We start from the raw sequence: 23935 nt of genomic DNA, 5'->3' as shown, positions 1-23935 counted from the left end.
CTTCACGCATCGCCTCGCAATCTTTGTGAAAGGGCCTTGATGCCCCGGTGGATGCCGACCTTGATCGCCGATTCCGTCTGGCCGTAGCGATCGGCTGTGTCGGAGACCGACTGGCCTTCCAGCCTTACCTGGCGGATGAATTCCCGCTGCTTTGCCGGAAGGCTTTCGAGGAGCCGCTCCACATCCATCCGTGCGGTTACGGCTTCTTCTCTGAAGTCATCTTCGACATCCCCGGCGAGTTCAATTTCCGCTGCAGCCCGGCCGCCGCGCCCGCGATGGTGGTCGATCAGCTTGTAGCGGGCGATGGCAAAGAACCAGGCCGTGAAAGGCCGCTCCCGGTCATAGGTCGCCTTCCGGGAATGCAGTGCCAGCAATGTCTCTTGCACCAGGTCTTCCATGTCCGCTCTCGTCCCGCCGCCCATCCTGCGGCCGTAATAGGCTATGAGCAGGGTGCGCAGGGGAGTGAAGCAAACGCCGATACGCCCCCTCATCCCCGTCGAGGGAGAGAAGCATAAGCTGCTTCAGACTTTGTTCCGAATTTGCGTTTGCCATGCCGTTTCATCGGACATTCGTGGAAAGACGCGGACCGGTTACACAAGCCGGCAAAAAATCATTCCTCCGCGATCCGTATCACATGGGCGTGAAACTGTAACGGGATTCCAACCACAGCGAAGGGATGGCTGTGAACCTTCGGCATTCCGCTGGCGGACACGTCTATTGACTAACTTGGAGAAGCCCGATGAGGAAGCTCGTCGTCAATTCCGCAGCATGCATTCTTGCTGCCGGCCTTTCGCTCGCCACCGGTGCCGCCCAGGCACAAGACAACATGAGCGGCGATGCAATGAAATCCGATATGATGAAGCAGGACTCCATGAAATCCGATGCCATGAAGTCTGGCTCCATGAAGGAGGACAAGGCCGACTGCATGCATAAGGTCGACATGGAAAAGGACAGCATGAAGAAGGCCGAAATGGCCAAGGCCTGCGATAGCATGAACTGATAGAGCTACGGCCGCGGGATTCCGTTCCGCGGCCGCTTCCTCATTCGCAGCCTTCCCTATGATCGGAATTTCTCGTCAATGCCCTTGCAAGCAGAAGCTTAGTGTACTAATTAACTGATAAGGAAACTTAGCGCACTAACATTATGCCCACGATGAAACGCGACAATCTCTCTTCCGAATTTCTGGAATCGATCAACAAGGCGAGCCGAAAGATCCATACGGCCTTCAACCAGCAAGTGACGGCGCATGGACTGACCTATCCGCGTGCCCGCGTCCTCTTCAGGCTTGCCAAGAAGCAGGGCATGACCCAGAGCGAACTCGCCTGCGAGATGGAGCYCGAGCAGGCCACCATGGTTCGGCTTCTGGACCGCATGGAGGAAAACGGCGTCATCGAACGGCGTCCCGATCCCAATGACCGGCGCGTGAAGCTCATCGTTCTGACCCCACATGGGGAGGAGCAGGCCGCACTCGTGAAGTCGATCGCCGACCGCATGCGCATGCGGATCTTCGCCGATATCGACGAAGAGGGCCTGCGTGCTTCCATCGCGCTTATCGAAACCATTGCAGCCAACATCGCCGATCTGGAGATTGTCGATGTCTCTGCGTGAAGCTTCGCAAGCAACGGATGAACGGGATGACGGTGAACGGCGGGCAAAGCCCGCCGAAGCGATTTCTGCCGTTCCCGAGCCCGCTGCACCTGCTGCACCTGCGGCGCCACCAGCCTTCGTCCCGAAGCCTCTCTCATTGACCATCGCCTATATTCTGGCCGGCGCGCTGATCACCCTTACCCAGGGCCTCGGCATGAGCTTCCTCTCCACGAACCTGCAGCAGATCGCCGGTCCCATGGACCTGACACAGGTAGAAGCGACCTGGCTGATGGCCGTTTACCTCTTTCCGAACGCCAGCCTCACTTTGCTGCTCTTCAAGGTAAGAGCCCAGTACGGGTTGAGGAACTTCGCGGAAGTGGCGATCGTCGTCTACCTCCTCGTCTGCCTCGCCCATTTCTGGGTYAACGACTATCACAGCGCGCTCATGCTGCGCTTCTTCGCAGGCGTGGCGGCAGCGCCCATGACCTCGCTCGGTTTCCTTTACATCCTGGAGCCCTTGCCGCCCGCAAGAAAGATGAACATAGGCATATGCATCGCGCTTACGGCCTCGGCTCTTGYGACGCCGGTTACCGGCCTCATCTCGCCTGCCCTGATGGATATCGGCGACTACCATGCGCTCTACCGGGTCGAGATGGGACTTGCGATGATTTCGCTCGGTCTCGTCTATCTTCTGCCGCTCAATTCGCCGCCGAGGGCGAAGGTCATCAGCACGCTCGACGTGGTGAGCTATGTCTTCCTTGCGATCGGACTCGGCTCCTTTGCCGTGGCACTCACGGTGGGGCGGACCTACTGGTGGGTTGAGGCGGACTGGCTCGCCTGGCTGATCGTCATCGGGATTGCGGCCTCGGCGATCTTCGCGGCCATCGAGCTCAATCGCAAGAACCATCTCGTCGATATCCGGTGGCTGTCCTCGCGCGAGATCCTGCATTTTACCGGCGTTCTGATGGTCTTCCGCATAGCGTTGTCGGAGCAGTCGAGCGGCGCGGTCAACTTCTTGCGCAATGTCGGCATGCTGAACGAACAGATGGCCGGGCTCTACTGGGTCATGCTGATCGCTGCCCTGGTCGCAGGTATGACATGTGCCGCCTTCATGAAGCCCGGCCGGGAATCGCTGATCCACGCCGTCTCGCTGATCCTGATTGCCGCCGGCAGCTATATGGACAGCCGCTCGACCATTCTTACCCGGCCGGAGCAGATGTATCTGAGCCAAGCGCTGGTGACCTTCGCGAGCGGTCTCTTCCTGCCACCGGCGCTTGCCGTGGGCATGGGGGCGGCGCTGAAGCGCGGACCGAACTACATCCTCTCCTTCCTCGTGGTCTTCCTCGCCACACAGAAGGTCGGAGGTTATCTCGGCAGCGCGCTTTACGGCACATTCGTGCAATGGCGGGAGCAATTCCACTCCTTCCGCTTGGTCGCGCGGCTTGCGTCTGCCGATCCGCTCGTCGCCGCCAGGCTGAAGCAGCTCGGCGGGGCCTATGGAAAGGTTCTGGCAGATCCGGGCCAGCAGACGCTGCAGGGCACCGCCTCGTTTTCCAGACAGGTATCGCAGCAAGCCTATGCGTTAGCCTACAACGACTCGTTCCTTCTGACCTTCTATCTCGCACTCTTCGCGCTTGCCTGCCTCATTATCCATGTCGGCTGGCGCAATCGCGAACGATTGCGGATCGGCTGGCATCCCGCTCAAGCCAGCGCTTGAAACCACACGCAAGAACAACAAGAACAAGAAGAAACTGCAATGACCAAGATCTTTCGCTCCATAGCCACTTATATCGCTCTCTTCATCGGCGCCGCCGGCATACTGGTCGTCCTTTATGCCTGGAACCTGCCACCCTTCCACGGATCGGTGGAAATGACGAATGACGCCTATGTGCGCGGCCAGGTGACGCTTCTCAGCCCGCAGCTCGCCGGCTATCTGGTCGAGGTTCCCGTCCAGGACTATCAGAAGGTCAGAAAAGGCGATCTCGTCGCCAGGATCGATGACCGCATCTATACCCAGAAGCTGGAGCAGGCGAAGGCCACCCTTGCAGCCGCTGAAGCGGCGCTGGCCAACTCGGAGCAGAGCCGCAAGTCGGGGGAAGCCAAGATCGCCTCCGCCAAGGCCGCGATCGAAAGCACCAAGGCAGCCTTGCAGGCGGCCAGCACTGCCCATGCGCGCACCGAAAGCCTGTTGGAAAAGAACATCGCGAGCCAAAGCGAAGCGGAGAAGAACCGGGCCGCTTTCGACCAGGCGCAGGCTGCCGTTCATCAGGCGGAAGCTGCCGCGCTGGTGGCGGAGCAGGACCTCAACACCATCGTCGTCAGCCGGCGCTCGCTCGAAGCCAATGTCGAGAGCGCCAGGGCGGCCGTAAGGCTGGCTGAAATCGATCTCCAGAATACGCGCATCGTCGCGCCTCAGGACGGCACGTTGGGTGAGGTGACCGGGCGGCTCGGGCAATATGTTTCCGTCGGCACTCAGATCGGCTCCGTGGTGCCCGATCGGGTCTGGGTGGTGGCGAATTTCAAGGAAACTCAGCTCGATGGCATGAAGCCCGGTCAGCAGGTGACTTTCACCGTCGATGCGCTCGGCCATCAGGCCTTCACAGGCCATATCGAACGTTTCGCGCCGGCCACGGGTTCGGAATTCTCCGTCATCAAGGCGGACAATGCGACCGGCAATTTCACCAAGGTTGCCCAACGCATTCCCGTCCGGATTGCCATAGAACCGCAGCAGCCCTTCACCGACAGGCTCGTTCCCGGCATGTCGGTGGTCGCAAGCGTGGACCTCGCGCAGGGCGATGCGGCTGCGGCTCGAACGGCCGCCAACTGACTGTTGCCACCAACGGTCAGCGAAGTATTTGGACGGAGTACGCCCCGCGCCTGTTCAGCACATCGGCGCGGGGCGTTTGCTGTTTCTTGGTCAGCGATGCCGACTTTCAAACATCTCGTCGGGCTAGTGAAAAAATTGTCCAGCCGACGAATGCGAGGAAAGCAACGTCTTTCAGGAATTCCCCATGCGACTAATGGGCGGGGCGGGTGCCGCCACCCTTCTTCTCTGCATCATGCGTATGATGGCTGTCGCGCTCGCCGCCGCCTCCGGAAACCCGGCTCTGAGAGCGGCGGTCGGAATCGGCCGGCGGTTTTTTGATCTTCAGAGGCTCCTTCGCATTTTCATGAGAGGCGCCGGGCCCGCCTTGGCGGATGCTGGCCGGCGTCTTTTCGGATGTCGACATTAAAACCTCCTCAGCGGTCCTGCTGATAACCCTGATGGGTGGTGTTGATCTTGGTGTTGCCCTGCTGACCCTGCTTGGCGGGATCGTTTGCTGCATGCGATTTGCCCTGCCGTTCGTCTGTCTTATGGCTCTGCTCGCCGGAGCCTTTGTGGCTCAGGTTTTCGGGGGGAGTTGGAGGGAGTCGGCTGCTCATGTTGGACCTCCTTTGGTGATTATGGTTCTCCCAACCTAACCGGCACAGACCGCCAATGTTCCGGAAATCCAGGAACCCCCACAGCCGTTGGGCGTTCGAGCCAGAGAGTTGAGGGAGGCTTCCGATGGACCAGTTCAGCGATCAGCCCGCAGCCCATCTGATAGAGCAAGGGGTTTCGGTAGAGCCCAAATGGTGGCACACATCGACCGTCTATCAGATCTATCCCCGCAGCTTCGTCGACAGTAATGGCGACGGCATCGGAGATATTCCCGGCATCACGTCGAAGCTCGACTATCTGAAGGAGCTCGGGGTCGGCGTGATTTGGCTGTCGCCGATCTATGCCTCGCCGATGGACGACAATGGCTACGATATCTCCGATTACCAGGACATCGCTCCGGAATTCGGCACGCTCGCCGATTTCGATCACCTCGTTTCGGAAGCGAGACGCCGTGGCATCGGCGTCCTGCTCGATCTCGTGGTAAACCATACCTCGGACGAGCATCCGTGGTTCGTCGAGGCGCGAAAATCGATCGATAATCCCTATCGCGATTTCTATATCTGGCGGCAGCCAGGTGCGGATGGCGGGTTTCCGAACCGCCTGAGATCTTCCTTCGGCGGCCCCGCCTGGACGCTCGATCCGGAAACCGGCGAATACTATCTGCACATGTTCTCTCGCCGCCAGCCGGATCTCAACTGGGAAAATCCGAAGGTTCGTGCCGAAATCTACAAGATGATGAACTGGTGGCTGGAGCGCGGCATCTGCGGCTTCCGCATGGACGTCATCGATTACATAGGGAAAAAGGTCGATCAGGAGATCGTCAAGGACGGCCCGCACCTGCACGATTATCTGCAGGAAATGCACCGCGAAACCTTCGGCAGCCGGGACGTGCTAACCGTTGGGGAGACCTGGAGCGCGACGCCTGGCTCCGCATTGCTCTACTCCGGCAAGGATCGCCACGAACTCTCCATGGTCTTCCAGTTCGAGCACGTCACCCAACAGTGGGACGCGAAGTTCGGCAAGTGGCGCCCCAAACCTTTCGATCTGGTGCGGCTAAAATCCGTGCTCAGCAAGTGGCAATATGCGCTCTCCGAGGACGGTTGGAACTCGCTTTTCTGGGGTAATCACGACCTGCCGCGCGCCGTCTCCAAATACGGCAATGTCACCGGTTATCATATTGAATCAGCCAAGATGCTGGCCACCGTGCTGCACCTGATGAAGGGCACTCCTTTTATCTATCAAGGGGAGGAAATCGGCATGACCAACGTGCCCTTCACCAAGATCGAGCAATACAGGGATATCGAGACGCTGAACATGCACCGGCTGCATGTCGAGGCGGGCTACTCGCCGGAAGACTTTCTTCGGGGCGCCAACGAGAACGGCCGCGACAATGCCCGCACACCCATGCAATGGAGCGCGGCCCCGCATGGAGGATTCACCACCGGCGTTCCGTGGATCGAGGTCAATGCCAACTATGAAATGATCAATGCCGAGAGTGCGATGACGGATGAAAACTCGGTCTGGAATCACTATCGCAAACTGATCGAACTGCGGAAGAAACATCCGGTCATCGTCTATGGCCTCTACCAATCATGGCTGGACCAGCATCCGGACATATTCGTCTATTCCCGCACCCTGAAAGGGGATCGGCTGGTCGTGGTGGCCAACTTCACGCCACGGCCGATATCATTGACCATTCCAGGCGAATTGCAGATTTCGGGCGAGTGCCTCATCAGCAACTACTCGCCGGTTGAGGAACTCTCGGAGGGTGTTGAACTCCGAGCTTACGAGGCTTTTGCCATTCTCTGCGAGGCGCCGGCGAAATAGGAGAGGAACTTTGCGTTTCGTCAGCTGTTCGTTAGCCGTTCCGAACACATCCGCCGCTTCAACACCGGAACTGCCATGAGCAGCTTGTCAAAGTCCGCCAACCGGAAACGCTCCGATCATTCTTGCYTGGGGCGTCGTTATCCGGTGGGTGCGGAGCTTTTAGACGGAGGCGTTTCCTTCCGTGTCTGGGCTCCGGTTCGCAAGCAGGTCTCCGTTGTGCTCGAACACGGGGACCAATACGCCATGGCATCCGAGGAACGTGGCTATTTTTCGCTGCATGTATCCGGCATGAAGGCCGGCACGCTCTACCGCCTGAAGCTGGATGGTGTCGATGAATTGCTTGCCGATCCAGCCTCGCGTTTTCAGCCTCGAGGCCCTGCCGGACCCTCCATGGTTGTGGATCCCACAGCTTACCGGTGGCAGGATCAGGATTGGCGAGGCGTCTCGCCTGAAGGTCAGGTTCTTTACGAGATGCATATCGGCACGTTCACAGCCGAAGGCACTTGGACCGCGGCGGCCTCGAAGTTCGAAAAACTGAAGGATGTCGGCATCACCTGCCTCGAAGTCATGCCCGCCAACGAGTTCAACGGTACTTTCGGTTGGGGATATGATGGCGTGCTGCCCTATGCGCCGACCCATCTTTATGGCGAACCGGACGATCTTCGTGCTTTCGTCGATACCGCTCACCGCCTCGGGATCGGTGCCATCCTGGATGTCGTCTATAACCACTTTGGCTGCGGCGAGCGCTTCGGCGAGTTCTCCCCCGACTATTTCACCGACCGTCATCACAACGAATGGGGCGCTTCGATCAACTTCGATGGTCCGGGCAGCGCCGCAGTCCGAGAGTTTGTTTCGAAGAACGCGGCCTATTGGATCGACGAATTTCACTTCGACGGGCTGCGGATCGACGCCACGCAGGCGCTCTTCGACTCCAGCGAAGACCACGTGATAATGCTTATCGTACGGGAGGCACGTGCCGCCGCTGGAAAACGCCAAATCTACTTGGTGGCGGAAAACGAGCCGCAGGACACTTGGCTGGTGCGGTCGCCGGAGAACTCTGGCCATGGACTCGATGCGCTCTGGAACGACGATTTTCACCATGCCGCGATGGTGGCGCTGACGGGCCGCAACGAGGCGTATTATCACGACCACCGGGGAAGAGCGCAGGAGTTCGTTTCCGCGGCCAAATACGGCTATCTTTTTCAAGGCCAAAGATACGACTGGCAGGATGGGCCGCGTGGCCGTCCGGGCCTGGACCTCAGGCCTGCGAACTTCATCCATTTCCTGCAGAACCACGACCAGATCGCCAATTCGGGCACCGGCCTGCGTATGGACATGCTGACCTCCCCTGCACGCATAAGGGCCATGACGGCCCTGCTGCTGCTCGGACCGCAGACGCCGATGCTGTTCCAAGGACAGGAGTTCGGTGCTTCGAGCCCATTCCATTATTTTGCCGACCAGGGAGACGAGCTTCTGGAAACCGTCCGCCGGGGACGTATCGAATCCCTGAAGCAATTTCCCAGCCTCAGAGGGGAGGACTTCGCCCGCAACATGCCCGTTCCCGGCGATCCGGGTACGTTCGAGCGTTCGAAGCTGGATTGGAGCGATTGGAAGAAGAACGCCCACGTCGTCGCTCTCCATCGCGATCTTCTGAATATCAGGCGTGAGCAGCCGGCCTTCGATCCAAACAGAAGCAGGGTAGACGGCAGCATTCTTTCTGACACCGCCTTCCTGTTGCGTTACCTTTGCAACAACGCCGCCGACGAACGATTGCTGCTCATCAATTTCGGCAAGGATCTGATGATCACGAGCCTGCCCGATCCGCTTCTTGCGCCTCCGGAAGACATGCGATGGCGAGTCGTCTGGTCGAGCGAGGACCCTGTCTATGGTGGCAGTGGCGTCCGTCCGATCGATCTGCAATACCATTGGACGCTGACGGGTGATTGCGCCCTTCTTCTCGCGGCCACGCATGGCGAGTTTCGGCCGAAGCCAAATCCTAGGCAAATGCGGGCGTGGCAGTTGCGCCTATCCGGCGTCAAGCAGGAAAAGAGCGGCTGAGGCCTGATATGCGGCAAAGCTCTACATCGTCGCAAACAGCTTGTGACACGCACCCCACTTGCTGTAGACCTATCGGCAGACAGGGGCGTCCGGCAAAGCCGGGCTGAGAAGCACCCTTTGAACCTGAACCAGATCATGCTGGCGGAGGGAGTCGTTCGGGCCTTATCCCCAAAGGATGTTCGTGTCCCGCGCCGCCCCTCCTCATGAAGAAGGGCGAGAATGGATAGGACAAGACTCACACCGGGCCAGCTGCTGACGACCATGCGCGCCGCCAATCCCCTCGTGCAATGCATCACCAATTACGTGGCGATGAATATCGCGGCCAACGTGATGCTCGCGGCGGGCGCTTCGCCCGCCATGGTGAGCGCGGAGGAAGAAGCAGGCGAATTTGCAGGCATCGCCGCGGCGTTGACGATCAATATCGGCACGCTTTCCGCTGATTGGATCGGCGGCATGAAGAAGGCTGCCGCGGCAGCCGGGAAGGCCGGCAAGCCCTGGGTGCTCGATCCGGTCGCGCATTATGCCACCAGCTTTCGCCGCAGCGTTACGGCGGAACTGGTTGCGCTGAAGCCGACCATCATCCGTGGCAATGCCTCCGAGATCATGGCGCTAGGGGGCGGGCCGGCGAGCGGCCAGGGCGCGGACAGCGGCGATAGCGTCGACGTCGCGGAAGGYTCGGCTCGCGCGCTGGCGAAGCAACATGGCTGTACGGTCGCGGTCACCGGCGCGGTCGATTTCATCACCGACGGCCGCGACGCGGTGCGGATCGCCGGCGGTTCGGCTCTCATGCCGAAGGTTACCGCGCTGGGCTGCTCACTCACATGCCTCGTCGGAGCTTTTGCTGCGGTGGCCCCTGAGCATCCTTTCGATGCGGCCGTTGCTGCGCTCGCGACCTTCGCCGTCGCCGGTGAGGAGGCGGCCGAGAAGGCTTCGGGCCCGGGCTCCTTCTCGCCTTTTTTACTCGATCAGCTTTCCGCTCTCACCGGCGAGACGCTGGACGTAAGAGCCAGGATTACCTCCGCATGAAGAAAAGCTTCGATCTCTCACTCTATCTCGTTCTCGATCCCGATCTCTGCCAGGCGATCGGCATGGTGGAAACGGCGCGCCTTGCGGTTTCGGGCGGGGTGACCATGGTGCAGCTTCGTGACAAGCAAGCCGATACCGGCAGAATGATCGATACCGGCCAGGCGCTGAAGGTGGCTCTTGCCGGAACCGGCGTACCACTGATCGTCAACGATGACGTCGAAGCGGCGATCGCGATCGGCGCCGAGGGCCTGCATGTCGGACAGGATGATATTTCGGCAGAGGCCGCTCGCGCGCTGATCGGTCCGGACATGATCCTCGGCCTGTCGGTGCAGACCGGCGAGAATGCTGTTCCGGCCGATGCGGCTTTTGCCGATTATGCAGGTATCGGCCCCATTTTTCCGACTTCAACCAAACCGGAACATGCCCCAGCCATCGGTTTCGACGGGTTGAGGAAGCTCGTGGGCATTTCACCCATTCCAACCGTGGCGATCGGCGGCGTCAAGGCCGAGCATGTCGCTCCGGCGCTTGCCGCTGGGGCCGATGGCGTGGCGGTGGTTTCCGCCATCTGCGGCCAGCCGAACCCGAAGGCCGCCGCCGAACGCCTGATGCTTGAAATCCAAAAGGCACGTCAATGATCCGCAATATTCTCTCCATCGCCGGCTCTGATCCTTCCGGCGGCGCCGGCATTCAGGCAGATCTCAAAACGTTTTCCGCGCGGGGTACCTACGGCATGGCGGTGCTGACGGCGCTGACGGCGCAAAACACACAAGGGGTAAGCGGGGTACATGCCGTGCCGCCCGACTTCGTCGCTGATCAGTTACGGGCGATCTTTGCAGATATTCGCGTCGATGCGGTCAAGATCGGCATGATCGCCAATGCAGCGATCGCAGAAGCCGTGACCGATACGCTGACATCTACCCGTGACATGCCGATCGTGCTCGATCCGGTGATGATCGCCAAGGGGGGCGCACCGCTACTTTCGAGCGATGCCGTCGCGGTCGTTACCCGCAAGCTGCTGCCGCTTGCAACGATCGTGACTCCGAACCTGCCAGAGGCGGCGGCGCTGCTCGGCGAGGAAGTCGCCGAAAGCCGCGAGGATATGGCTGTACAGGCGGAGCGCCTGCGCGCGCTGGGGCCCGCCGCGGTTCTGATCAAGGGCGGCCATCTGTCTGGTGCCGAAAGTCCCGATGTCCTGGCAAATGCCGATGGCCTGACTTGGTTCGAGGCGCGGAGAGCCCCGACCCGCAACACGCACGGAACCGGCTGCACCCTATCGAGTGCGATCGCCGCGGAACTCGGCAAGGGAGCTCATGCGGCCGAGGCTGTCGCGATTGCCAAGCGATATCTCTCCGGTGCCATTGCGCAGGCGGACACACTTACGGTCGGTTCGGGCCATGGCCCGGTACAGCATTTTCATGCGATGTGGTGAAGGCTCGTCCATTCCCGGCTGAACATGGAACCTCGGAAGGCGCCTCGCGTTCGAAGACAATTCAACGCGATGGGGTTCTGATCATGCGTCTTTGCCGTCTTTCCGGCGCTCTTGCCGTCGTCATGCTGTGGCCGTCACTGGGGTTTGCGACGGAAAGCGATTTTCTCAAGTCGTTCGAAGGCAATTGGAACGGCAGGGGCATGGTGCTGACCAGGATCGGCGCCAATCCGATCAATGTGAGATGCAATCTCACCTTCGCTGCGGGCTCATCCTCGCTGTCGATGCAGGGGAATTGCCGCGGCCTGCTGGTGGTACGGCGCAGCATTTCCGCGGATCTTCGGGTCTCCGGTCAACAACGCTACAGCGGCACCTATGTCGGTCCCGGAGGATTGGCGTCTTCGCTCTCGGGGCGAAGGCAGGGCAATGCCATCAACCTTGCTGTCCGTTGGGCCAAGTCCGTGAATGGTGATCGTRCCGCCAACATGACCATTGAAAAGATCGGCAATAATCGCGTGCGGCTACAGACGATCGATCGCGATCCGGAAACCGGTAGTTCGGTCGTGACGAGCCGCATCGATGTCAGCGGGTGAGCAGGATGCCTCAGGCTGATCACGCCCGATGAAACCATAGCCTTCCCGGCACGTTGACGGCGCGAAACAATTCATTCCGGAGCTTATTTTGAATATCATCCGCATCCTTCTCGCCATTTTCCTGCCGCCGCTCGGCGTCTTCCTGCAGGTTGGCCTCGGGCTGCACTTCTGGCTGAACATCCTTTTGACCCTGCTCGGATGGCTTCCAGGCATCGTGCACGCTCTCTGGGTAATCCTGAGGAAATGAGCCGGTTGTTTCGGGAGCGGTCCGGCAATAGGGCTGGGTTTTCTGAAAGGCCAATCACCGAAAGTTGAAGCTGCCTTCGGTGCGGAGTCTCGCCGTCGTTCCATCCTGTGTTACATTTTTACGAACTCAACGCAGTGATTGGATCGCCCATGCTTACAACACTCGCGATACTCATGAGTCTTTCCTCGGGGCCGGTAATCGCGCAGGCTGGGGGGCAAGTGGATGTGGAGCTCGTCCTTGCCGTGGATACCTCCCGCTCCATGGATTTCGAAGAAGTCCGTATCCAACGCGAGGGCTATGTCGAGGCGCTGCGGCATCGGGAGTTCATAGATGCGGTAAAGAACGGGCTGCTCGGCAAGATCGCCATCAGCTATTTCGAGTGGGCGGGCGAGGTCGTCCCCGATTCCGTCATCGACTGGCAAGTGATCGAAGACGAGGAGGATGCGGCGGCTTTCGCGGCCAGGCTCGAGGCGCGGCCGATCTCCACTCAGCGCCGCACTTCCATCTCTGTAGCGATAGCCCAAGGTACGACGATGATCGTCGCCAATTCCTTCGAAGGCATGCGACAGGTGATCGACGTTTCGGGGGACGGCCCCAACAATATCGGCCAACCGGTGGTTCCGATACGCGATAAAGCGATCGAGGCGGGTATCGTCATCAATGGCCTGGCGATCATGCTGCGCCCATCGGGAACGCCAGGTGGCCTCGATAAATATTACGGCGATTGCGTCATCGGCGGGCCGGGTGCCTTTGTGCTGCCGGTTCACAAGATCGAGGACTTCGCTGTCGCGGTCCGGCGCAAACTGGTACTGGAGATCAGCGGCCTGACGCCCCAGCCCGAGGTGAGAAGGGTCGCTGCCGATCCGTCCTTTGATTGTACGATCGGCGAACGCATGTGGCAGGACTTTCTCGACCGCTGACGTCTTGCCTCACTGGCCATCCCTGCCGCCTTTTTTTCGTTCGATCTTATCGAGAACCTTCTCCGGCAGCACGTCATGCTTCAGCTCGTCGATATCCTCGTCGACATCGACTTCCAGCTTTCGTGCCAGCCTGGAGACGAGGGCGATCAACCGCGTCGTTTCATGTTCGTGCAACAGGGAAATCTGAAGGTTCAGGTCAGCCCGTTCATCATCGGCCGCCGCCATGCGATTCTGGCTGATCAATACGAAGGTGGAAAGGAAGATCGCCTCCACCGAGGCGATCATGGCGAGCAAGACCAGGGAGGGATCAAAAATCGAAACGATAGGTAAAAAACCGAGATTGACGAGAATCCAGAGCCCGAAGATCGCGACATGCACGTAGACGAAGGTCATGCTGCCGGCAAAGCGGGTGATGCGGTCGGCTACCCGTTCCTCCAGCGAGGCTTTTCCGGCATCCCGTGCACGTCTTTCGAGCAGGGCCTGAATGTTGCGGTCGAGAGYGCCGCTCAGCGCGTCCTTGCTTCCGTTTTCCTCGGAAGAGTGATGTTGGGGTGAGGGAGGCGAGAGCAGGTCCATGCGTCACCGGGAAAGTCACAAGCCATCCCTAACGATCGCCACGGACGAGCGTTCCCGTGATCTGCTCGGAACTCCGTTCCTCTGAGTTTCTGCAGGCGTTCACGCGCGGTGCAATCATTCTGGTCAATCGACCGAGYCCACCTATCTTCCTTGCGGAAGAAACGGTTCGTAACTGGCCGGAGGACATGTGGATCAATGACGATGGCCAAGCCCGGAAGGAGCGTGGAGAAGAGGCATCGAAGCCGTCACTTCCCGATAGGCCTCGGGCGCGGTGCTGCCGGAGCGATGATCTTCGGCATTCCTATGCTGATGACCATGGAGCTTTGGCACCTCGGCTTCTATATCGGCCGCTCGCGCTTGCTACTGCTGCTTCTCGTCAATATTCCGCTCCTCGTTCTGCTCGCCCATCGTATAGGCTTCGAACAGACCTTCACCTGGCGGGAAGCTTTTCGCGACGCGATGATCGCCTATGCGATCGCCATCGTCATAAGCACCGTAGTTCTGTTCCTGCTTGGCAACATCACAGCCGAGGTACCCTTTTCGGAAGTCATCGGCAAGGTAGCCGTGCAGGCGGTGCCTGCCAGTATCGGCGCCTTGCTCGGTCGCTCGCAGCTCGGTTCGCATCGCAACGATGACGAGGAACAGGAGGATAAGGCGGAAAAGAAGGGGGACCACGATATCGTGCCGAACGAAATGTCGACCAGCTATGGCCGGGAGCTTTTCCTGATGGGCGTCGGCGCACTGTTTCTGAGTCTCAACGTCGCGCCGACGGAGGAAATCATCCTCATCTCCTACAAGATGACGCCGCTGCATGCGCTGGGCTTGATCCTGTTGTCGATCGCCATCATGCATGGGTTCGTCTATGCCGTGGCATTCAAGGGAAGCCATGAGCTATCGGAAGAGACGCCGTGGTGGCATGCATTCTTCCGCTTCACATTTCCCGGCTACATGGTTGCCGTCCTGATCAGTATCTATGTGCTGTGGACCTTCCAGCGTCTCGAAGACGCCGCTCCGACGCAGATGCTGATGTCGGTGATCGTGCTTTCCTTTCCCGGCGCCATCGGCGCCGCGGCCGCCCGCCTTATCCTCTGATGGAAAACCCGTATGACGATCACAGCCAAGAACCGTCACACAGAAGCTCATGAGCCGCACTGGGTGGAGTGGGTAACGGGGATCGTCTCAGCGCTCATCGTCTTCCTGATGATCGCCTGGATCGCCAAGGAGGCGTGGATGGAGGACGGCGCGCCGCCCGAATTTTCGATAGAGGTTACCGGGCGCGGCGCGGCCGCGGATGGCTACCGGGTGGAGTTCGACATCGCCAATCGCGCAACCACCACTGCGGCTGCCGTTGTGGTACGTGGCGAAATCGTCGACGGCGGGGAAGTGGCCGAAGATGCGGAGGTCACCTTCGACTATGTGCCGGCTGAATCGAAGTCCTCCGGGGCTCTCCTGTTTTCGCAGGATCCCGGTGCCAGGGAAGTCAGGATCCGGACGATAGGCTACATCGATCCCTGATGTGCTCTTTCAATATGGGAGGCCCACGTAATTCTCGGCGAGTGCCGTGGAAGCGGYAGTCGAATGGACAAGATAGTCGAGTTCGGCTTCCTGGATCTTCTGACCGAACTCGCCGGTATCCGGAAAACGGTGCAGCATGGTCGTCATCGACCAAGAGAAGCGCTCGGCCTTCCAAACCCGCTTGAGAGCCCGCGAGGAATAGGCGTCGAGGCCGGCTGCTGATTTCTCTCGGTAATATTCCCGCAGGCCTTCGAAAAGATAATGTACGTCGCTGGCCGCAAGATTGAGCCCCTTGGCACCTGTGGGGGGAACGATGTGAGCGGCGTCGCCCGCCAGGAACAACCTGCCGAAACGCATGGGCTCCGCGACGAAGGAGCGAAGCGGGGCGATCGATTTCTCAAAGGAGGGGCCGGTCACCATGGCTTCGGCGTGTTCGGCCGGCAAGCGGCGGCGCAGTTCGTCGTAGAACCGATCGTCCGACCATTTCTCGATCTTATCGTCGAGCGGACACTGGATGTAATAGCGGCTGCGGGTGTGCGAACGCATCGAGCAGAGCGCAAAGCCCCGCGGATGATTGGCGTAGATCAACTCGGGGCTGACGGGCCGCACCTCGGCAAGAATGCCGAGCCAGCCGAAAGGATAGACTTTCTCGAAGATGCGAAGTGCGCTTTCGGGCACGGATTTGCGGCTGATGCCGTGATAGCCGTCGCAGCCTRCAATGAAGTCGCAATCGATGCGGCGGGTGGTGCCGTCCTTCTCGTAGGTCACGCAAGGACTGCCGCCATCGAAATCATGGAGGGTAACATTGGCGGCTTCGTAGATGCTGACCCCGCCGGTCGCCTCGCGCTTGTCCATGAGGTCGTGGGTGAGTTCCGTCTGTCCATAGACCATGACGCGCTTGCCCGTCAGCGCATGGAGATCGATGCGGTGGTCCCGCCCATCGAAAGCAAGCGAGAATCCATCGTGGGGAAGCCCTTCCTCATGCATGCGCGCACCGGCATCCGCTTGGTCGAGCAGGCCGACAGTGCCTTCTTCCAGCACGCCCGCCCGCACGCGACCGAGGATATAGTCCTTGCTGACGCGATCCAGAATAATGTTGTCGATGCCCGCATTGGTCAGTAGCTGTCCGAGCAGCAGGCCTGACGGGCCGGAGCCGATTATCGCGACTTTGGTGCGCATGAGAACCTCCCTAGTTCTTCCTCATGCTAGCGGACAGCGGACGCGTCAGAATGGACTTTTTGCGCAATTAATGGGACAAAACGAACATTTTGGTGGGCAGTATAGCATGGTTTTGTCGGTTCCTACTTACGACCTTTATGGTGAGCGCCGTGCTCGGAAGCCGGATTTCTGGATGCATTGCGAGACTATCGCCTCCCGCAGCAGCTTGTACCAATGGGAGATCGGTCTGCATCGGCATGACAGCTTCTTTCAGCTCTTGTACATTCGGAACGGATCGGGCGATGCTCTCCTGCGAGGCGAGACCCTCCCGTTCCGACCGCCCTGCGTGGCATTGGTTCCGCCCGGGATCAGCCATGGCTTCCGTTTCTCGCGCGATGTCGATGGGATGGTGATCACCGTCGTCGCCGATCAGCTCAGGCTGACGTCGGGTCTTTCGAGACGGTCGGCAGACTGGCTGGCGTCGCCGCGGCTGGTCGTCCTGGATCCGGAGGCTTCCGACACATCCTATCTCGCGGAGACCTTCAGCCGCATCCTGGAGGAGTTCGACGGGCGGCACAGGGGCCGGAACGACCTTATCGAGGCCCACCTCGTCTCAGTTCTGCTGCTTCTGCGCCGTGCCGCCGTTCCACAAGGGGGAGAGGAGACGCGTGACGTCAACCAGATGCGGGTCGAGGCCCTGGAGGATCTCATCGGCCGGCATTTCCGCGAGCAGTTGCCTGCCGAGGCCTATGCCAAGCTCCTCAATGTCTCACCAACGCATCTCAACCGCATAGTCCGCGAGGTGACGGGGTTGAGCACTCATGACCTCGTCATGGCGCGTGTCATCGACGAGGCCCGACGAGCTCTGGTCTTCACGCCCAACAGCATACAGCGCATCGCCGACAATCTCGGCTTTTCGGATGCAGCCTATTTCTCCCGTTGTTTCCGCAAGCGGACAGGGCTGACGCCGCGGGAATATCGCGAAATGGAGCGAGAAAAACTGCGGCAGGTGGAGTCGGCGCGATAGAGGCGGCATCACATTGCGATCATTCGCCGTGACAAATCGTGTTCCCGGCGAAATGGATCATTCTTCCGCCACATCCGTTATTCATCGCTGCCCGGCTGCTCGCAACGAGAGAATCGACGGGCGGCAAACACCAAAGGAGTACAGGGATGAAAAAGATATTTGCCATAGCGATTGCCGCCCTGCCGATCCTCTCCAGCGCCGGAGCAGCCTTTGCGGCCGACGTGATCTCCCGCCGCGACTCGATCCCGCTCGCCGAAGAGCCGGATCAGCGCGGCGGAGTACGGATCGGCTATCTGGATTGCACGATCGGTTCCGGTGTGGGCTACGTGCTGGGTTCCGCCAAGGAAGCCGACTGCGCCTTCCGCTCGGCAATGGGTAGTGAGCCTATCGACCACTATACGGGCGCTGTCCGCAAGATGGGTATTGATCTCGGCTTCACCACGCGCACGAGGCTGATCTGGGCCGTGTTCGCACCGACCGCAGGCTATCATCATGGCTCGCTGAGCGGCCTCTACCAGGGAGCGACTGCCGAGGCTACGGTGGGTGCGGGCGTTGGGGCCAATGTGCTTGTCGGCGGCACGTCCGGTTCGATCCATCTTCAGACGGTCAGCGTGACCGGTCAGCTCGGCCTCAACATTGCGGCGACTGGAACCTCCATGACGCTGACTTCGGTGAACTGACGGGCGGCCAAGCCGCTCGCAAGCAAGCCGTGGAAACGCGGCTTGCTTGCTTTCGTCCCAGCTCGGCAACCCCACTGACCTTGCACCCGGCCATCGGGCTCCATAATTGTAGGGAGAAAACTCGAGACAGACAGAACGATGACCGGCCGCCTCGGCCTCTGAATTCATTCGAGCCCGATACGCGGTTCATCAGGATTTCATCATGGATACCGAGAGAATTTTGCGGTCCGTCGTGGCCGTGCGCTCAACAATCCCGGAAGATGCCTTCACTGCCGGCACGCTCGGCACGCGACGGGAAGGAAGCGGCGTCGTTATCCGGGAAAATGGGCTGGTGCTCACGATCGGCTATCTCATTACCGAGGCCGAGGAGGTCTGGCTGACGCGGCGTGACGGGCTGGTCGTGCCTGCCCACGCACTCGCCTATGACCAGGAGAGCGGCTTCGGACTGGTGCAGGCGCTTGCCCCGCTCGATCTGCCGGCGCTCAAGCTCGGCGACTCCTCGAAAGCTGGACTTGGCGATTCCGTGTTGCTGGCGGACGGCATGGGCCAGTTCGTACGGGCCTACATCGTGGCCAAGCAGGAATTCGCGGGATACTGGGAATACCTGTTGGACGAAGCGATCTTCACTGCGCCCGCCCATCCTTCATGGGGAGGCGCGGCTCTCATCGATGATGAGGGCAAGCTGCTCGGCATCGGATCGCTTCGCCTGCAGATGAGCCAGGCGGGAGAGGTAGCCGACRTCAACATGATCGTGCCCATCAACCTGTTGCAGCCCATACTCGACGATCTGCTCAATCGGGGGCGGGTGGACAAGCCTCCCCGGCCCTGGCTCGGCGCCTTTTCCGCGGAAAGCAACGGCGAGGTCGTCGTCATGAGCGTGACCGAGGGCGGACCGGCGGAGCAAGCGGGCCTGCAAAGCGGCGACATTATTTCTGAAATCCGCGATGGGGAAGTGGACGGCTTGGCCGACTTCTACCGCAAGATCTGGATGAGCGGCCCGGCGGGCGCGGAAATTCCGATGCGAGTGGTGCGCAATGGACGCGAGGCGTGGTTGCGGGTCAAGTCGGCCGACAGAAACGACTTTCTGAAGAAGCCGCACCTGCAATAGCTGTTTTCCGGCCAGATGCCGGCGTGTTGCCTTACCTGATTAGAATCGCTCTGAAATCGTTGACGTTCGTGCCTGTGGGGCCGGTGGCGAACAGGTCGCCGATAGCAAAAAAGCCGGAAAAGCTGTCATTGGCGTCGAGTAGCTTGCGACCGTCGAGGCCGGCGGCGCGTAGCCGGCGCGCGGTCGTGCCATCAACAAACGCTCCGGCATTGGTTTCCGAGCCGTCGATGCCGTCCGTATCGGCGGCAAGCGCGGTGACCTCATGACCATCGACGGCAAGTGCCAAGGCGAGCGCGAATTCACCGTTACGGCCTCCCCTGCCTCCCTTGCTCCTGAGGGTCACGGTCGTTTCGCCGCCGGAGAGCAGAACCGCCGGCTTGGCAAATGGCCGGCCGCGCAAGGCCACTTCGCGGGCGATCGCGGCGTGCACCAGCGCTACGTCGCGCGCTTCGCCTTCCACCGAGTCCGACAGGATATAGGGTGCTATCCCATGAGTCCGCGCCACTTCGGCTGCCGCCTCCAAAGAAACGGCGGCCGAGGCGATGACGTAGTATTCGTGGCGGGAGAAGACCGGGTCGTCCGGCCGCGGTGCATCGGCTGCCGGCGACTGCAGGTGCGCTATCATCGCTTTGGGAAGCTTCAGCCCGTATTGCTCGACGATTGCCAGCGCGTCATGCCTGGTCGTCCCGTCCGGGATGGTCGGACCGGAGGCGACGAAAGCAGGATTGTCGCCAGGAATGTCGGAAACAATGAGGCTGACCACTCGTGCCTTGGTTGCTGCGGCGAGCCGGCCGCCTTTGATGGTCGACAGATGCTTGCGCACGACATTCATGGCAGAGATCGGCGCGCCCGAAGCGAGCAGCGCCTCGTTGAGCGCAATCTCATCATCGAGCATCAGGCTGTCGGGAGGGGCGGGCAGGAGTGCCGAGCCGCCGCCACAGATGAGCGCAATCACCAGATCGTCTTCCGACAGGTCGGAGATGGCTTCCATGAGCCGCTTGCCGGCGACAAGGCCGGCTGTGTTCGGAACCGGATGCGAAGCTTCGATGATCTCGATATCCCTGGTTTGGCAGCCGTAGCCGTAGCGTGTGACCACCAAACCCGAGAGCTGGCCGGACCAGACGCTTTCGAGGGCGGCGGCCATCTGGGCGGCTCCCTTGCCAGCGCCGATCACAACTGTGCGACCGTTCTTCGGCGGTTGCGGCAAGTGCCTGCGGATGCCGGTCAGCGGGTCGGCGGCTTTCACCGCGGCGGCAAACAGCGCTTCCAGAAATTTTCTGTCTTCCATTCCGGCACTCCCCTCTGGCTGTCCGTTTCATCACGCGGGATAACGGGCGTCAACGGGTCTTGATCGTTCGCCGGCTTTGCGGCCGGAACAAAGCGAACGAGCGCCGGTTTCCTTGATGTTCTCAAGGAATGGAGGAAACAGGACCATGCCTGAACATCTCAAGGAGGTCGGTTATCCGGGGCAGATCGACATTGGTGGCGAAAGGTCGCCCGTTACTTACAAGCTCAAGGCACGTAAGGAAGATGATGGTGCTTTCCACGTTGCTGTCAGTCTAACCGCGCCCCGCGATTGGCTGTTGAAACATGGCTTCCGCAAGGAAGCGATGCTGGTGCGCCAGAGCGGAGAGGAAATGCCCGTGCACTTCCAGGAAACCTTGAATGTGGCCGACAACATCTCCGTCACGCTGCGGGCCAATGAAGCGGTCTGCGGTTCGTTCGAGGAGCTGCGGCAGAAATTTCCCGAACTCAGCGCCRCTTGAGGCATGCTTCACCTCATGGGCATGATCTCTTCGACGGCCTGCCGCAGCGTCTGCATCAGGATCGTCTGCGGCATCGAGGGGGTCGCGTCCGCCCGAATGGTCAACCCCACCGGCCCCTTGGTCTCGCTGGTGTCGATCGGCAGCATAGCGAGCATTCCGTCTTCCACGTCTGTCGCGATCACGCCAGAGGAAATGATCCAGATCGCATCGGTTTTTCTGACGAAGGCTCGGCCAAAGGCATCCGAGACGGTTTCGACCTGGGTAGGCAGGCTCGCGACGCCGTTGGCTATCAGGAATTGCTCCACGATCGGTCGGATGATGGAGCCGCGCGTAGGCATCAGGATGGGGTAGTCGGCCAAGCCTTCGAAAACCGAGCGCTTGCCTGCTAGAAGCGGATGGCCCGCCCGGACGGCAAAGACGATGGGGTCGGAATAGAGATGCTCGAAGGAGAAGCTTGCCATCTGCTCGGGTGCGGCGAGCCGTCCGACGACGAGATCGAGATCTCCGACCCTCAGCTGTTCGAGCAGCACCGCATTGTCGCCGGTGATGATCTTGATGCGGCTGCCGGTTCTTTCCTCAAGGAACAGCGACATGGCGCGCGGCATGATGCGGGTGGAAACCGTCGGCAGCGCCCCGACCCTCACGGGTGGCGCGGAGTCAAACAACTCCTGCGAAACGGAGTCGATTCCCTGCCGGAGCGCTGTCAGTGCCGCGCCCGCATGGCGCAGGAAGACCTCACCGTAGCGGGTTATCCGAATTCCACGCCCTTCCCGCTCGAAAACCGCAACGCCGAGCGCCTCTTCCAGCTCCCGTATCGTCTTGGTCACGGCCGGCTGGCTGATATTCAGGAGATCTGCTGCCTTGACGACGCTTTTCTGGCGCGCAACCTCGACGAATGTATGCAGATGTCGAAACTTGACGCGGGAGTCGATCAAAACCCATAACCTTGCAGTTAAGAAACTCGGGATGAAATATCATTTTACCTAACCGGATCGATACTGCAATCTTACAGATCGGAGGAGGCGACAATGCAGTTTGTACGCATCAACGACATCGTCATCCATTACGATATCCAGCGGACCGATGCGGCGAGGCCCGTTATCGTCTTCGTGAATTCGCTCGGAACCGACAGCCGGATCTGGCACCATGTGCTGCCGAAGCTCGCCGATGACTTCACGCTCGTGACCTACGACAAGCGCGGCCATGGCTTGAGCGATCTCGGCAACCCGCCCTACTCGATCGACGACCATGTCGCAGACCTCGCCGGGCTGCTCGATCATCTCGAGCTCTCACGGGTGATCGTTTGCGGATTGTCTGTCGGGGGACTAATTGCGCAGGGGCTTTATGCGGCCCGCCCGGACCTCGTGAAGGCTCTGGCGCTTTGCGATACCGCGCATAAGATCGGTACGCCCGAAATGTGGGCCAAGCGCATTTCCGCCGTCGAAGCCGATGGCATAGGCGRCATTCTGGAGGACATCATGGCGCGGTGGTTCACGCAGCCTTTCCGGAATGCGGGCAATGCCGCCTATCAGGGCTATTGCAACATGCTGACACGTCAGCCGATACTCGGTTACAGCGGCACTTGTGCTGCGATCCGGGATGCGGATTTCACTGAAGCAGCGCGCCGCATTGCCGTCCCGACGCTCTGTGTCGTCGGTCGTGAAGACGGCTCGACGCCGCCGGAACTGGTCCGGATGCTTGCCGATCTCATTCCCGGCGCTCGATACGAAATCATCGAAGGTGCGGCGCATATTCCTTGCGTGGAAGCGCCGGCTGCCTTCGCCGCGGTCATCCGCGGCTTTGCCAGTCAGCTGAATTGAGGGTACCGTCATGGCCGATTCTTCCGCAGGCTCCGAACGCTACCGGCAGGGCATGGTGACCCGCCGCGCCGTGCTGGGCGATGCGCATGTGGACCGGGCTCTGGAGGGAGAAACCGATTTCGACGGTCCGTTCCAGCGGTTCATAACGGAAGGCGCATGGGGTACGCTCTGGTCCGGCCCGAACTGGACAAAGCGTGAGCGTTCAATGGTGACGATCGCGCTGCTTGCCGCGCTCGGGCAATATGACGAGATGGCCATGCATGTGCGCGCCACCGTCAATACGGGTGCGACAAAGGACGATATCCGCGAAGCTCTGCTGCATGTGGCAGTCTATGCCGGCGTTCCGGCAGCCAATCATGCCTTCAAGATAGCAAAGGTCGCCTATGCCGAGATGGAGGCGAAGCAAGGAGCCCGCAACGTGGCCGGGGGAGAGATCGAATGAAAAACATGCCGCCTGAAACCACGCCCTTCTTCGCCCGCGACCGGGACATGCATCCGCCGGCCTATACGCCGTGGTACAAGACGACCGTGCTGCGCTCGCCGCAGCGGGCGCTGATATCGCTGGAAGGCACAATCAGCGAAATCACCGGCCCCGTCTTCGGCCACAACATCATCAACGAGTTCGACAACGACCTCCTCGCCAACTATGCGAAGCCGGGCGAGGGTCCGATCGGCGAACGCATCCTGGTGCACGGCCGGGTGCTGGACGAGCGTGGCATTGGGGTCGGCGGCACGCTGGTGGAGTTCTGGCAGGCCAATGCGGGCGGGCGTTATCGCCATAAGAAGGAAACCTATCTTGCGCCGCTCGATCCGAATTTCGGCGGTTTCGGGCGCACGATTACCGACGAGAACGGTTTCTACTGGTTCAAGACGGTCAGGCCCGGCGCCTACCCCTGGCCGAACGGAGTCAATGACTGGCGCCCGGCGCATATCCACTTCTCCATCTTCGGTCACGGTTTTGCGCAGAGACTGATCACGCAGATGTATTTCGAGGGTGACCCGATGATCTGGAAATGTCCCATCGTGAAGACGATTCCGGATGAGGAGGCGATCAAACAGCTGATCGCGCCGCTCGACATGAACGCGACCATTCCGCACGATATGCGCGCCTACAAGTTCGACATCGTGTTGCGGGGCCGTCGCTCGACCCTGTTCGAGAACCGCATGGAGGGCAACTGAC

27 protein-coding genes, 1 pseudogene and 1 riboswitch are annotated in these 23935 nt (G+C 60.3%); of the genes and pseudogenes, 21 read left to right on the top strand and 7 right to left on the bottom strand.

Going from position 1 to position 23935, the window contains the following annotated elements:
- Positions 1-2: 2 nt before the first annotated feature.
- Positions 3-552: pseudogene (locus LCM4573_RS10605) on the bottom strand (sigma-70 family RNA polymerase sigma factor).
- Positions 553-739: 187 nt separating this feature from the next.
- Here LCM4573_RS10605 and LCM4573_RS10600 point away from each other — a divergent pair.
- From LCM4573_RS10600 to LCM4573_RS10585, 4 genes are all read left to right on the top strand, one after another.
- Entirely contained in the window at positions 740-1000 is a 261-nt protein-coding gene (locus LCM4573_RS10600) for a pentapeptide MXKDX repeat protein (RefSeq protein ID WP_071006230.1), read from the top strand.
- Positions 1001-1143: 143 nt separating this feature from the next.
- Entirely contained in the window at positions 1144-1608 is a 465-nt protein-coding gene (locus tag LCM4573_RS10595; RefSeq protein WP_083347389.1) for a MarR family winged helix-turn-helix transcriptional regulator, read from the top strand.
- Positions 1595-3304 (top strand): MFS transporter, encoded by a 1710-nt coding sequence (locus tag LCM4573_RS10590; protein ID WP_083347388.1) that lies wholly within the window; start codon positions 1595-1597, stop codon positions 3302-3304. Before LCM4573_RS10595 ends, LCM4573_RS10590 begins: the two co-directional genes overlap by 14 nt.
- Positions 3305-3343: 39 nt before the next feature.
- On the top strand, positions 3344-4414 hold the full coding sequence (locus tag LCM4573_RS10585) for an HlyD family secretion protein (protein ID WP_071006229.1): 1071 nt from the start codon (positions 3344-3346) through the stop codon (positions 4412-4414).
- Between the two features lie 190 nt (positions 4415-4604).
- Here LCM4573_RS10585 and LCM4573_RS10580 read toward each other — a convergent pair whose 3' ends face one another.
- Complete coding sequence (locus LCM4573_RS10580; RefSeq protein WP_071006228.1) at positions 4605-4817, bottom strand: hypothetical protein; 213 nt, start codon at positions 4815-4817, stop codon at positions 4605-4607.
- A 10-nt stretch (positions 4818-4827) separates the two neighbouring features.
- Entirely contained in the window at positions 4828-5010 is a 183-nt protein-coding gene (locus tag LCM4573_RS10575) for a hypothetical protein (protein WP_071006227.1), read from the bottom strand.
- A gap of 124 nt (positions 5011-5134) precedes the next feature.
- Here LCM4573_RS10575 and LCM4573_RS10570 point away from each other — a divergent pair, with 124 nt between their 5' ends.
- The 8 genes from LCM4573_RS10570 (at position 5135) to LCM4573_RS10535 (ending at position 13105) form a co-directional block, all read left to right on the top strand.
- Entirely contained in the window at positions 5135-6835 is a 1701-nt protein-coding gene (locus LCM4573_RS10570) for an alpha-glucosidase (protein WP_071006226.1), read from the top strand.
- A gap of 75 nt (positions 6836-6910) precedes the next feature.
- Positions 6911-8893: a malto-oligosyltrehalose trehalohydrolase gene (gene treZ / locus LCM4573_RS10565; RefSeq protein WP_071006225.1), complete on the top strand. Its 1983-nt coding sequence runs from the start codon at positions 6911-6913 to the stop codon at positions 8891-8893.
- A gap of 71 nt (positions 8894-8964) precedes the next feature.
- A riboswitch (TPP riboswitch) is annotated at positions 8965-9060 on the top strand.
- 52 nt (positions 9061-9112) lie between these two features.
- The gene (gene thiM, locus LCM4573_RS10560; protein WP_071006224.1) at positions 9113-9919 is read left to right on the top strand and encodes a hydroxyethylthiazole kinase; all 807 of its coding nucleotides are present in this window, start codon (positions 9113-9115) and stop codon (positions 9917-9919) included.
- The gene (thiE, locus tag LCM4573_RS10555; RefSeq protein ID WP_071006223.1) at positions 9916-10554 is read left to right on the top strand and encodes a thiamine phosphate synthase; all 639 of its coding nucleotides are present in this window, start codon (positions 9916-9918) and stop codon (positions 10552-10554) included. The genes thiM and thiE overlap by 4 nt, the downstream gene beginning before the upstream one ends.
- Positions 10551-11348, top strand: coding sequence for a bifunctional hydroxymethylpyrimidine kinase/phosphomethylpyrimidine kinase (gene thiD / locus LCM4573_RS10550; RefSeq protein WP_071006222.1), 798 nt, complete (start codon positions 10551-10553; stop codon positions 11346-11348). The genes thiE and thiD overlap by 4 nt, the downstream gene beginning before the upstream one ends.
- An 83-nt stretch (positions 11349-11431) precedes the next feature.
- Positions 11432-11938, top strand: coding sequence for a hypothetical protein (locus LCM4573_RS10545; protein ID WP_071006221.1), 507 nt, complete (start codon positions 11432-11434; stop codon positions 11936-11938).
- 88 nt (positions 11939-12026) lie between these two features.
- Entirely contained in the window at positions 12027-12185 is a 159-nt protein-coding gene (locus LCM4573_RS10540; RefSeq protein ID WP_071006220.1) for a YqaE/Pmp3 family membrane protein, read from the top strand.
- Between the two features lie 149 nt (positions 12186-12334).
- On the top strand, positions 12335-13105 hold the full coding sequence (locus LCM4573_RS10535; RefSeq protein WP_071006219.1) for a DUF1194 domain-containing protein: 771 nt from the start codon (positions 12335-12337) through the stop codon (positions 13103-13105).
- Between the two features lie 9 nt (positions 13106-13114).
- Here LCM4573_RS10535 and LCM4573_RS10530 read toward each other — a convergent pair whose 3' ends face one another.
- Entirely contained in the window at positions 13115-13681 is a 567-nt protein-coding gene (locus LCM4573_RS10530) for a DUF1003 domain-containing protein (RefSeq protein ID WP_083347387.1), read from the bottom strand.
- A gap of 201 nt (positions 13682-13882) precedes the next feature.
- On the opposite strand from LCM4573_RS10530, the gene LCM4573_RS10525 reads away from it, so the two are divergent.
- Complete coding sequence (locus tag LCM4573_RS10525; protein ID WP_407071726.1) at positions 13883-14773, top strand: TIGR02587 family membrane protein; 891 nt, start codon at positions 13883-13885, stop codon at positions 14771-14773.
- A 12-nt stretch (positions 14774-14785) separates the two neighbouring features.
- Complete coding sequence (locus LCM4573_RS10520) at positions 14786-15196, top strand: TIGR02588 family protein (protein WP_071006217.1); 411 nt, start codon at positions 14786-14788, stop codon at positions 15194-15196.
- A 9-nt stretch (positions 15197-15205) separates the two neighbouring features.
- Here LCM4573_RS10520 and pobA read toward each other — a convergent pair whose 3' ends face one another.
- Positions 15206-16375, bottom strand: coding sequence for a 4-hydroxybenzoate 3-monooxygenase (gene pobA / locus LCM4573_RS10515; RefSeq protein WP_071006216.1), 1170 nt, complete (start codon positions 16373-16375; stop codon positions 15206-15208).
- Here pobA and LCM4573_RS10510 point away from each other — a divergent pair.
- The 3 genes from LCM4573_RS10510 to LCM4573_RS10500 all read left to right on the top strand — a co-directional run bounded on the left by LCM4573_RS10510 (position 16290) and on the right by LCM4573_RS10500 (position 19169).
- Positions 16290-17381, top strand: a complete 1092-nt coding sequence (locus LCM4573_RS10510) for a helix-turn-helix domain-containing protein (RefSeq protein WP_338012580.1) — start codon at positions 16290-16292, stop codon at positions 17379-17381. The genes pobA and LCM4573_RS10510 overlap by 86 nt on opposite strands.
- A gap of 146 nt (positions 17382-17527) precedes the next feature.
- Positions 17528-18061, top strand: coding sequence for a DUF992 domain-containing protein (locus LCM4573_RS10505; RefSeq protein ID WP_071006214.1), 534 nt, complete (start codon positions 17528-17530; stop codon positions 18059-18061).
- Between the two features lie 202 nt (positions 18062-18263).
- Entirely contained in the window at positions 18264-19169 is a 906-nt protein-coding gene (locus tag LCM4573_RS10500; protein WP_071006213.1) for a S1C family serine protease, read from the top strand.
- 31 nt (positions 19170-19200) lie between these two features.
- Here LCM4573_RS10500 and LCM4573_RS10495 read toward each other — a convergent pair whose 3' ends face one another.
- Positions 19201-20457: a glycerate kinase gene (locus LCM4573_RS10495; protein WP_071006212.1), complete on the bottom strand. Its 1257-nt coding sequence runs from the start codon at positions 20455-20457 to the stop codon at positions 19201-19203.
- A gap of 145 nt (positions 20458-20602) precedes the next feature.
- Here LCM4573_RS10495 and LCM4573_RS10490 point away from each other — a divergent pair, with 145 nt between their 5' ends.
- Positions 20603-20935, top strand: coding sequence for a hypothetical protein (locus LCM4573_RS10490; RefSeq protein WP_071006211.1), 333 nt, complete (start codon positions 20603-20605; stop codon positions 20933-20935).
- 8 nt (positions 20936-20943) lie between these two features.
- On the opposite strand, the gene pcaQ is transcribed toward LCM4573_RS10490, so the two are convergent.
- On the bottom strand, positions 20944-21870 hold the full coding sequence (gene pcaQ / locus LCM4573_RS10485; protein ID WP_071006210.1) for a pca operon transcription factor PcaQ: 927 nt from the start codon (positions 21868-21870) through the stop codon (positions 20944-20946).
- Between the two features lie 93 nt (positions 21871-21963).
- Between pcaQ and pcaD the strand changes: the two genes are divergently transcribed.
- Genes pcaD through pcaH form a run of 3 tightly spaced genes read left to right on the top strand, consistent with a single transcriptional unit; the run spans position 21964 to position 23934 of the window.
- Positions 21964-22755 (top strand): 3-oxoadipate enol-lactonase, encoded by a 792-nt coding sequence (pcaD, locus tag LCM4573_RS10480; RefSeq protein WP_071006209.1) that lies wholly within the window; start codon positions 21964-21966, stop codon positions 22753-22755.
- Between the two features lie 10 nt (positions 22756-22765).
- A complete protein-coding gene (gene pcaC, locus LCM4573_RS10475) occupies positions 22766-23197 on the top strand; it encodes a 4-carboxymuconolactone decarboxylase (protein WP_071006208.1) in 432 nt (143 codons plus the stop codon).
- The gene (gene pcaH / locus LCM4573_RS10470; RefSeq protein ID WP_071006207.1) at positions 23194-23934 is read left to right on the top strand and encodes a protocatechuate 3,4-dioxygenase subunit beta; all 741 of its coding nucleotides are present in this window, start codon (positions 23194-23196) and stop codon (positions 23932-23934) included. The genes pcaC and pcaH overlap by 4 nt, the downstream gene beginning before the upstream one ends.
- Position 23935: the final 1 nt, after the last annotated feature.

This window comes from Rhizobium sp. LCM 4573, assembly GCF_001854865.1.
In the GTDB taxonomy this organism is placed as follows: Bacteria; Pseudomonadota; Alphaproteobacteria; order Rhizobiales; family Rhizobiaceae; genus Neorhizobium.
This window is presented reverse-complemented; position numbering and strand designations above follow the sequence as displayed.

Bases quoted from the DNA above. Each gene is read 5' to 3' on its own strand.
- LCM4573_RS10510 (WP_338012580.1), top strand. From the start codon at position 16,290: ATGTTGTCGATGCCCGCATTGGTCAGTAGCTGTCCGAGCAGCAGGCCT.
- LCM4573_RS10580 (WP_071006228.1), bottom strand. From the start codon at position 4,817: ATGTCGACATCCGAAAAGACGCCGGCCAGCATCCGCCAAGGCGGGCCC.
- LCM4573_RS10570 (WP_071006226.1), top strand. From the start codon at position 5,135: ATGGACCAGTTCAGCGATCAGCCCGCAGCCCATCTGATAGAGCAAGGG.
- LCM4573_RS10520 (WP_071006217.1), top strand. From the start codon at position 14,786: ATGACGATCACAGCCAAGAACCGTCACACAGAAGCTCATGAGCCGCAC.
- pcaC (WP_071006208.1), top strand. From the start codon at position 22,766: ATGGCCGATTCTTCCGCAGGCTCCGAACGCTACCGGCAGGGCATGGTG.
- LCM4573_RS10600 (WP_071006230.1), top strand. From the start codon at position 740: ATGAGGAAGCTCGTCGTCAATTCCGCAGCATGCATTCTTGCTGCCGGC.
- LCM4573_RS10575 (WP_071006227.1), bottom strand. From the start codon at position 5,010: ATGAGCAGCCGACTCCCTCCAACTCCCCCCGAAAACCTGAGCCACAAA.
- LCM4573_RS10505 (WP_071006214.1), top strand. From the start codon at position 17,528: ATGAAAAAGATATTTGCCATAGCGATTGCCGCCCTGCCGATCCTCTCC.
- LCM4573_RS10495 (WP_071006212.1), bottom strand. From the start codon at position 20,457: ATGGAAGACAGAAAATTTCTGGAAGCGCTGTTTGCCGCCGCGGTGAAA.
- thiE (WP_071006223.1), top strand. From the start codon at position 9,916: ATGAAGAAAAGCTTCGATCTCTCACTCTATCTCGTTCTCGATCCCGAT.
- thiD (WP_071006222.1), top strand. From the start codon at position 10,551: ATGATCCGCAATATTCTCTCCATCGCCGGCTCTGATCCTTCCGGCGGC.
- LCM4573_RS10525 (WP_407071726.1), top strand. From the start codon at position 13,883: ATGGCCAAGCCCGGAAGGAGCGTGGAGAAGAGGCATCGAAGCCGTCAC.
- pcaH (WP_071006207.1), top strand. From the start codon at position 23,194: ATGAAAAACATGCCGCCTGAAACCACGCCCTTCTTCGCCCGCGACCGG.
- LCM4573_RS10535 (WP_071006219.1), top strand. From the start codon at position 12,335: ATGCTTACAACACTCGCGATACTCATGAGTCTTTCCTCGGGGCCGGTA.
- LCM4573_RS10585 (WP_071006229.1), top strand. From the start codon at position 3,344: ATGACCAAGATCTTTCGCTCCATAGCCACTTATATCGCTCTCTTCATC.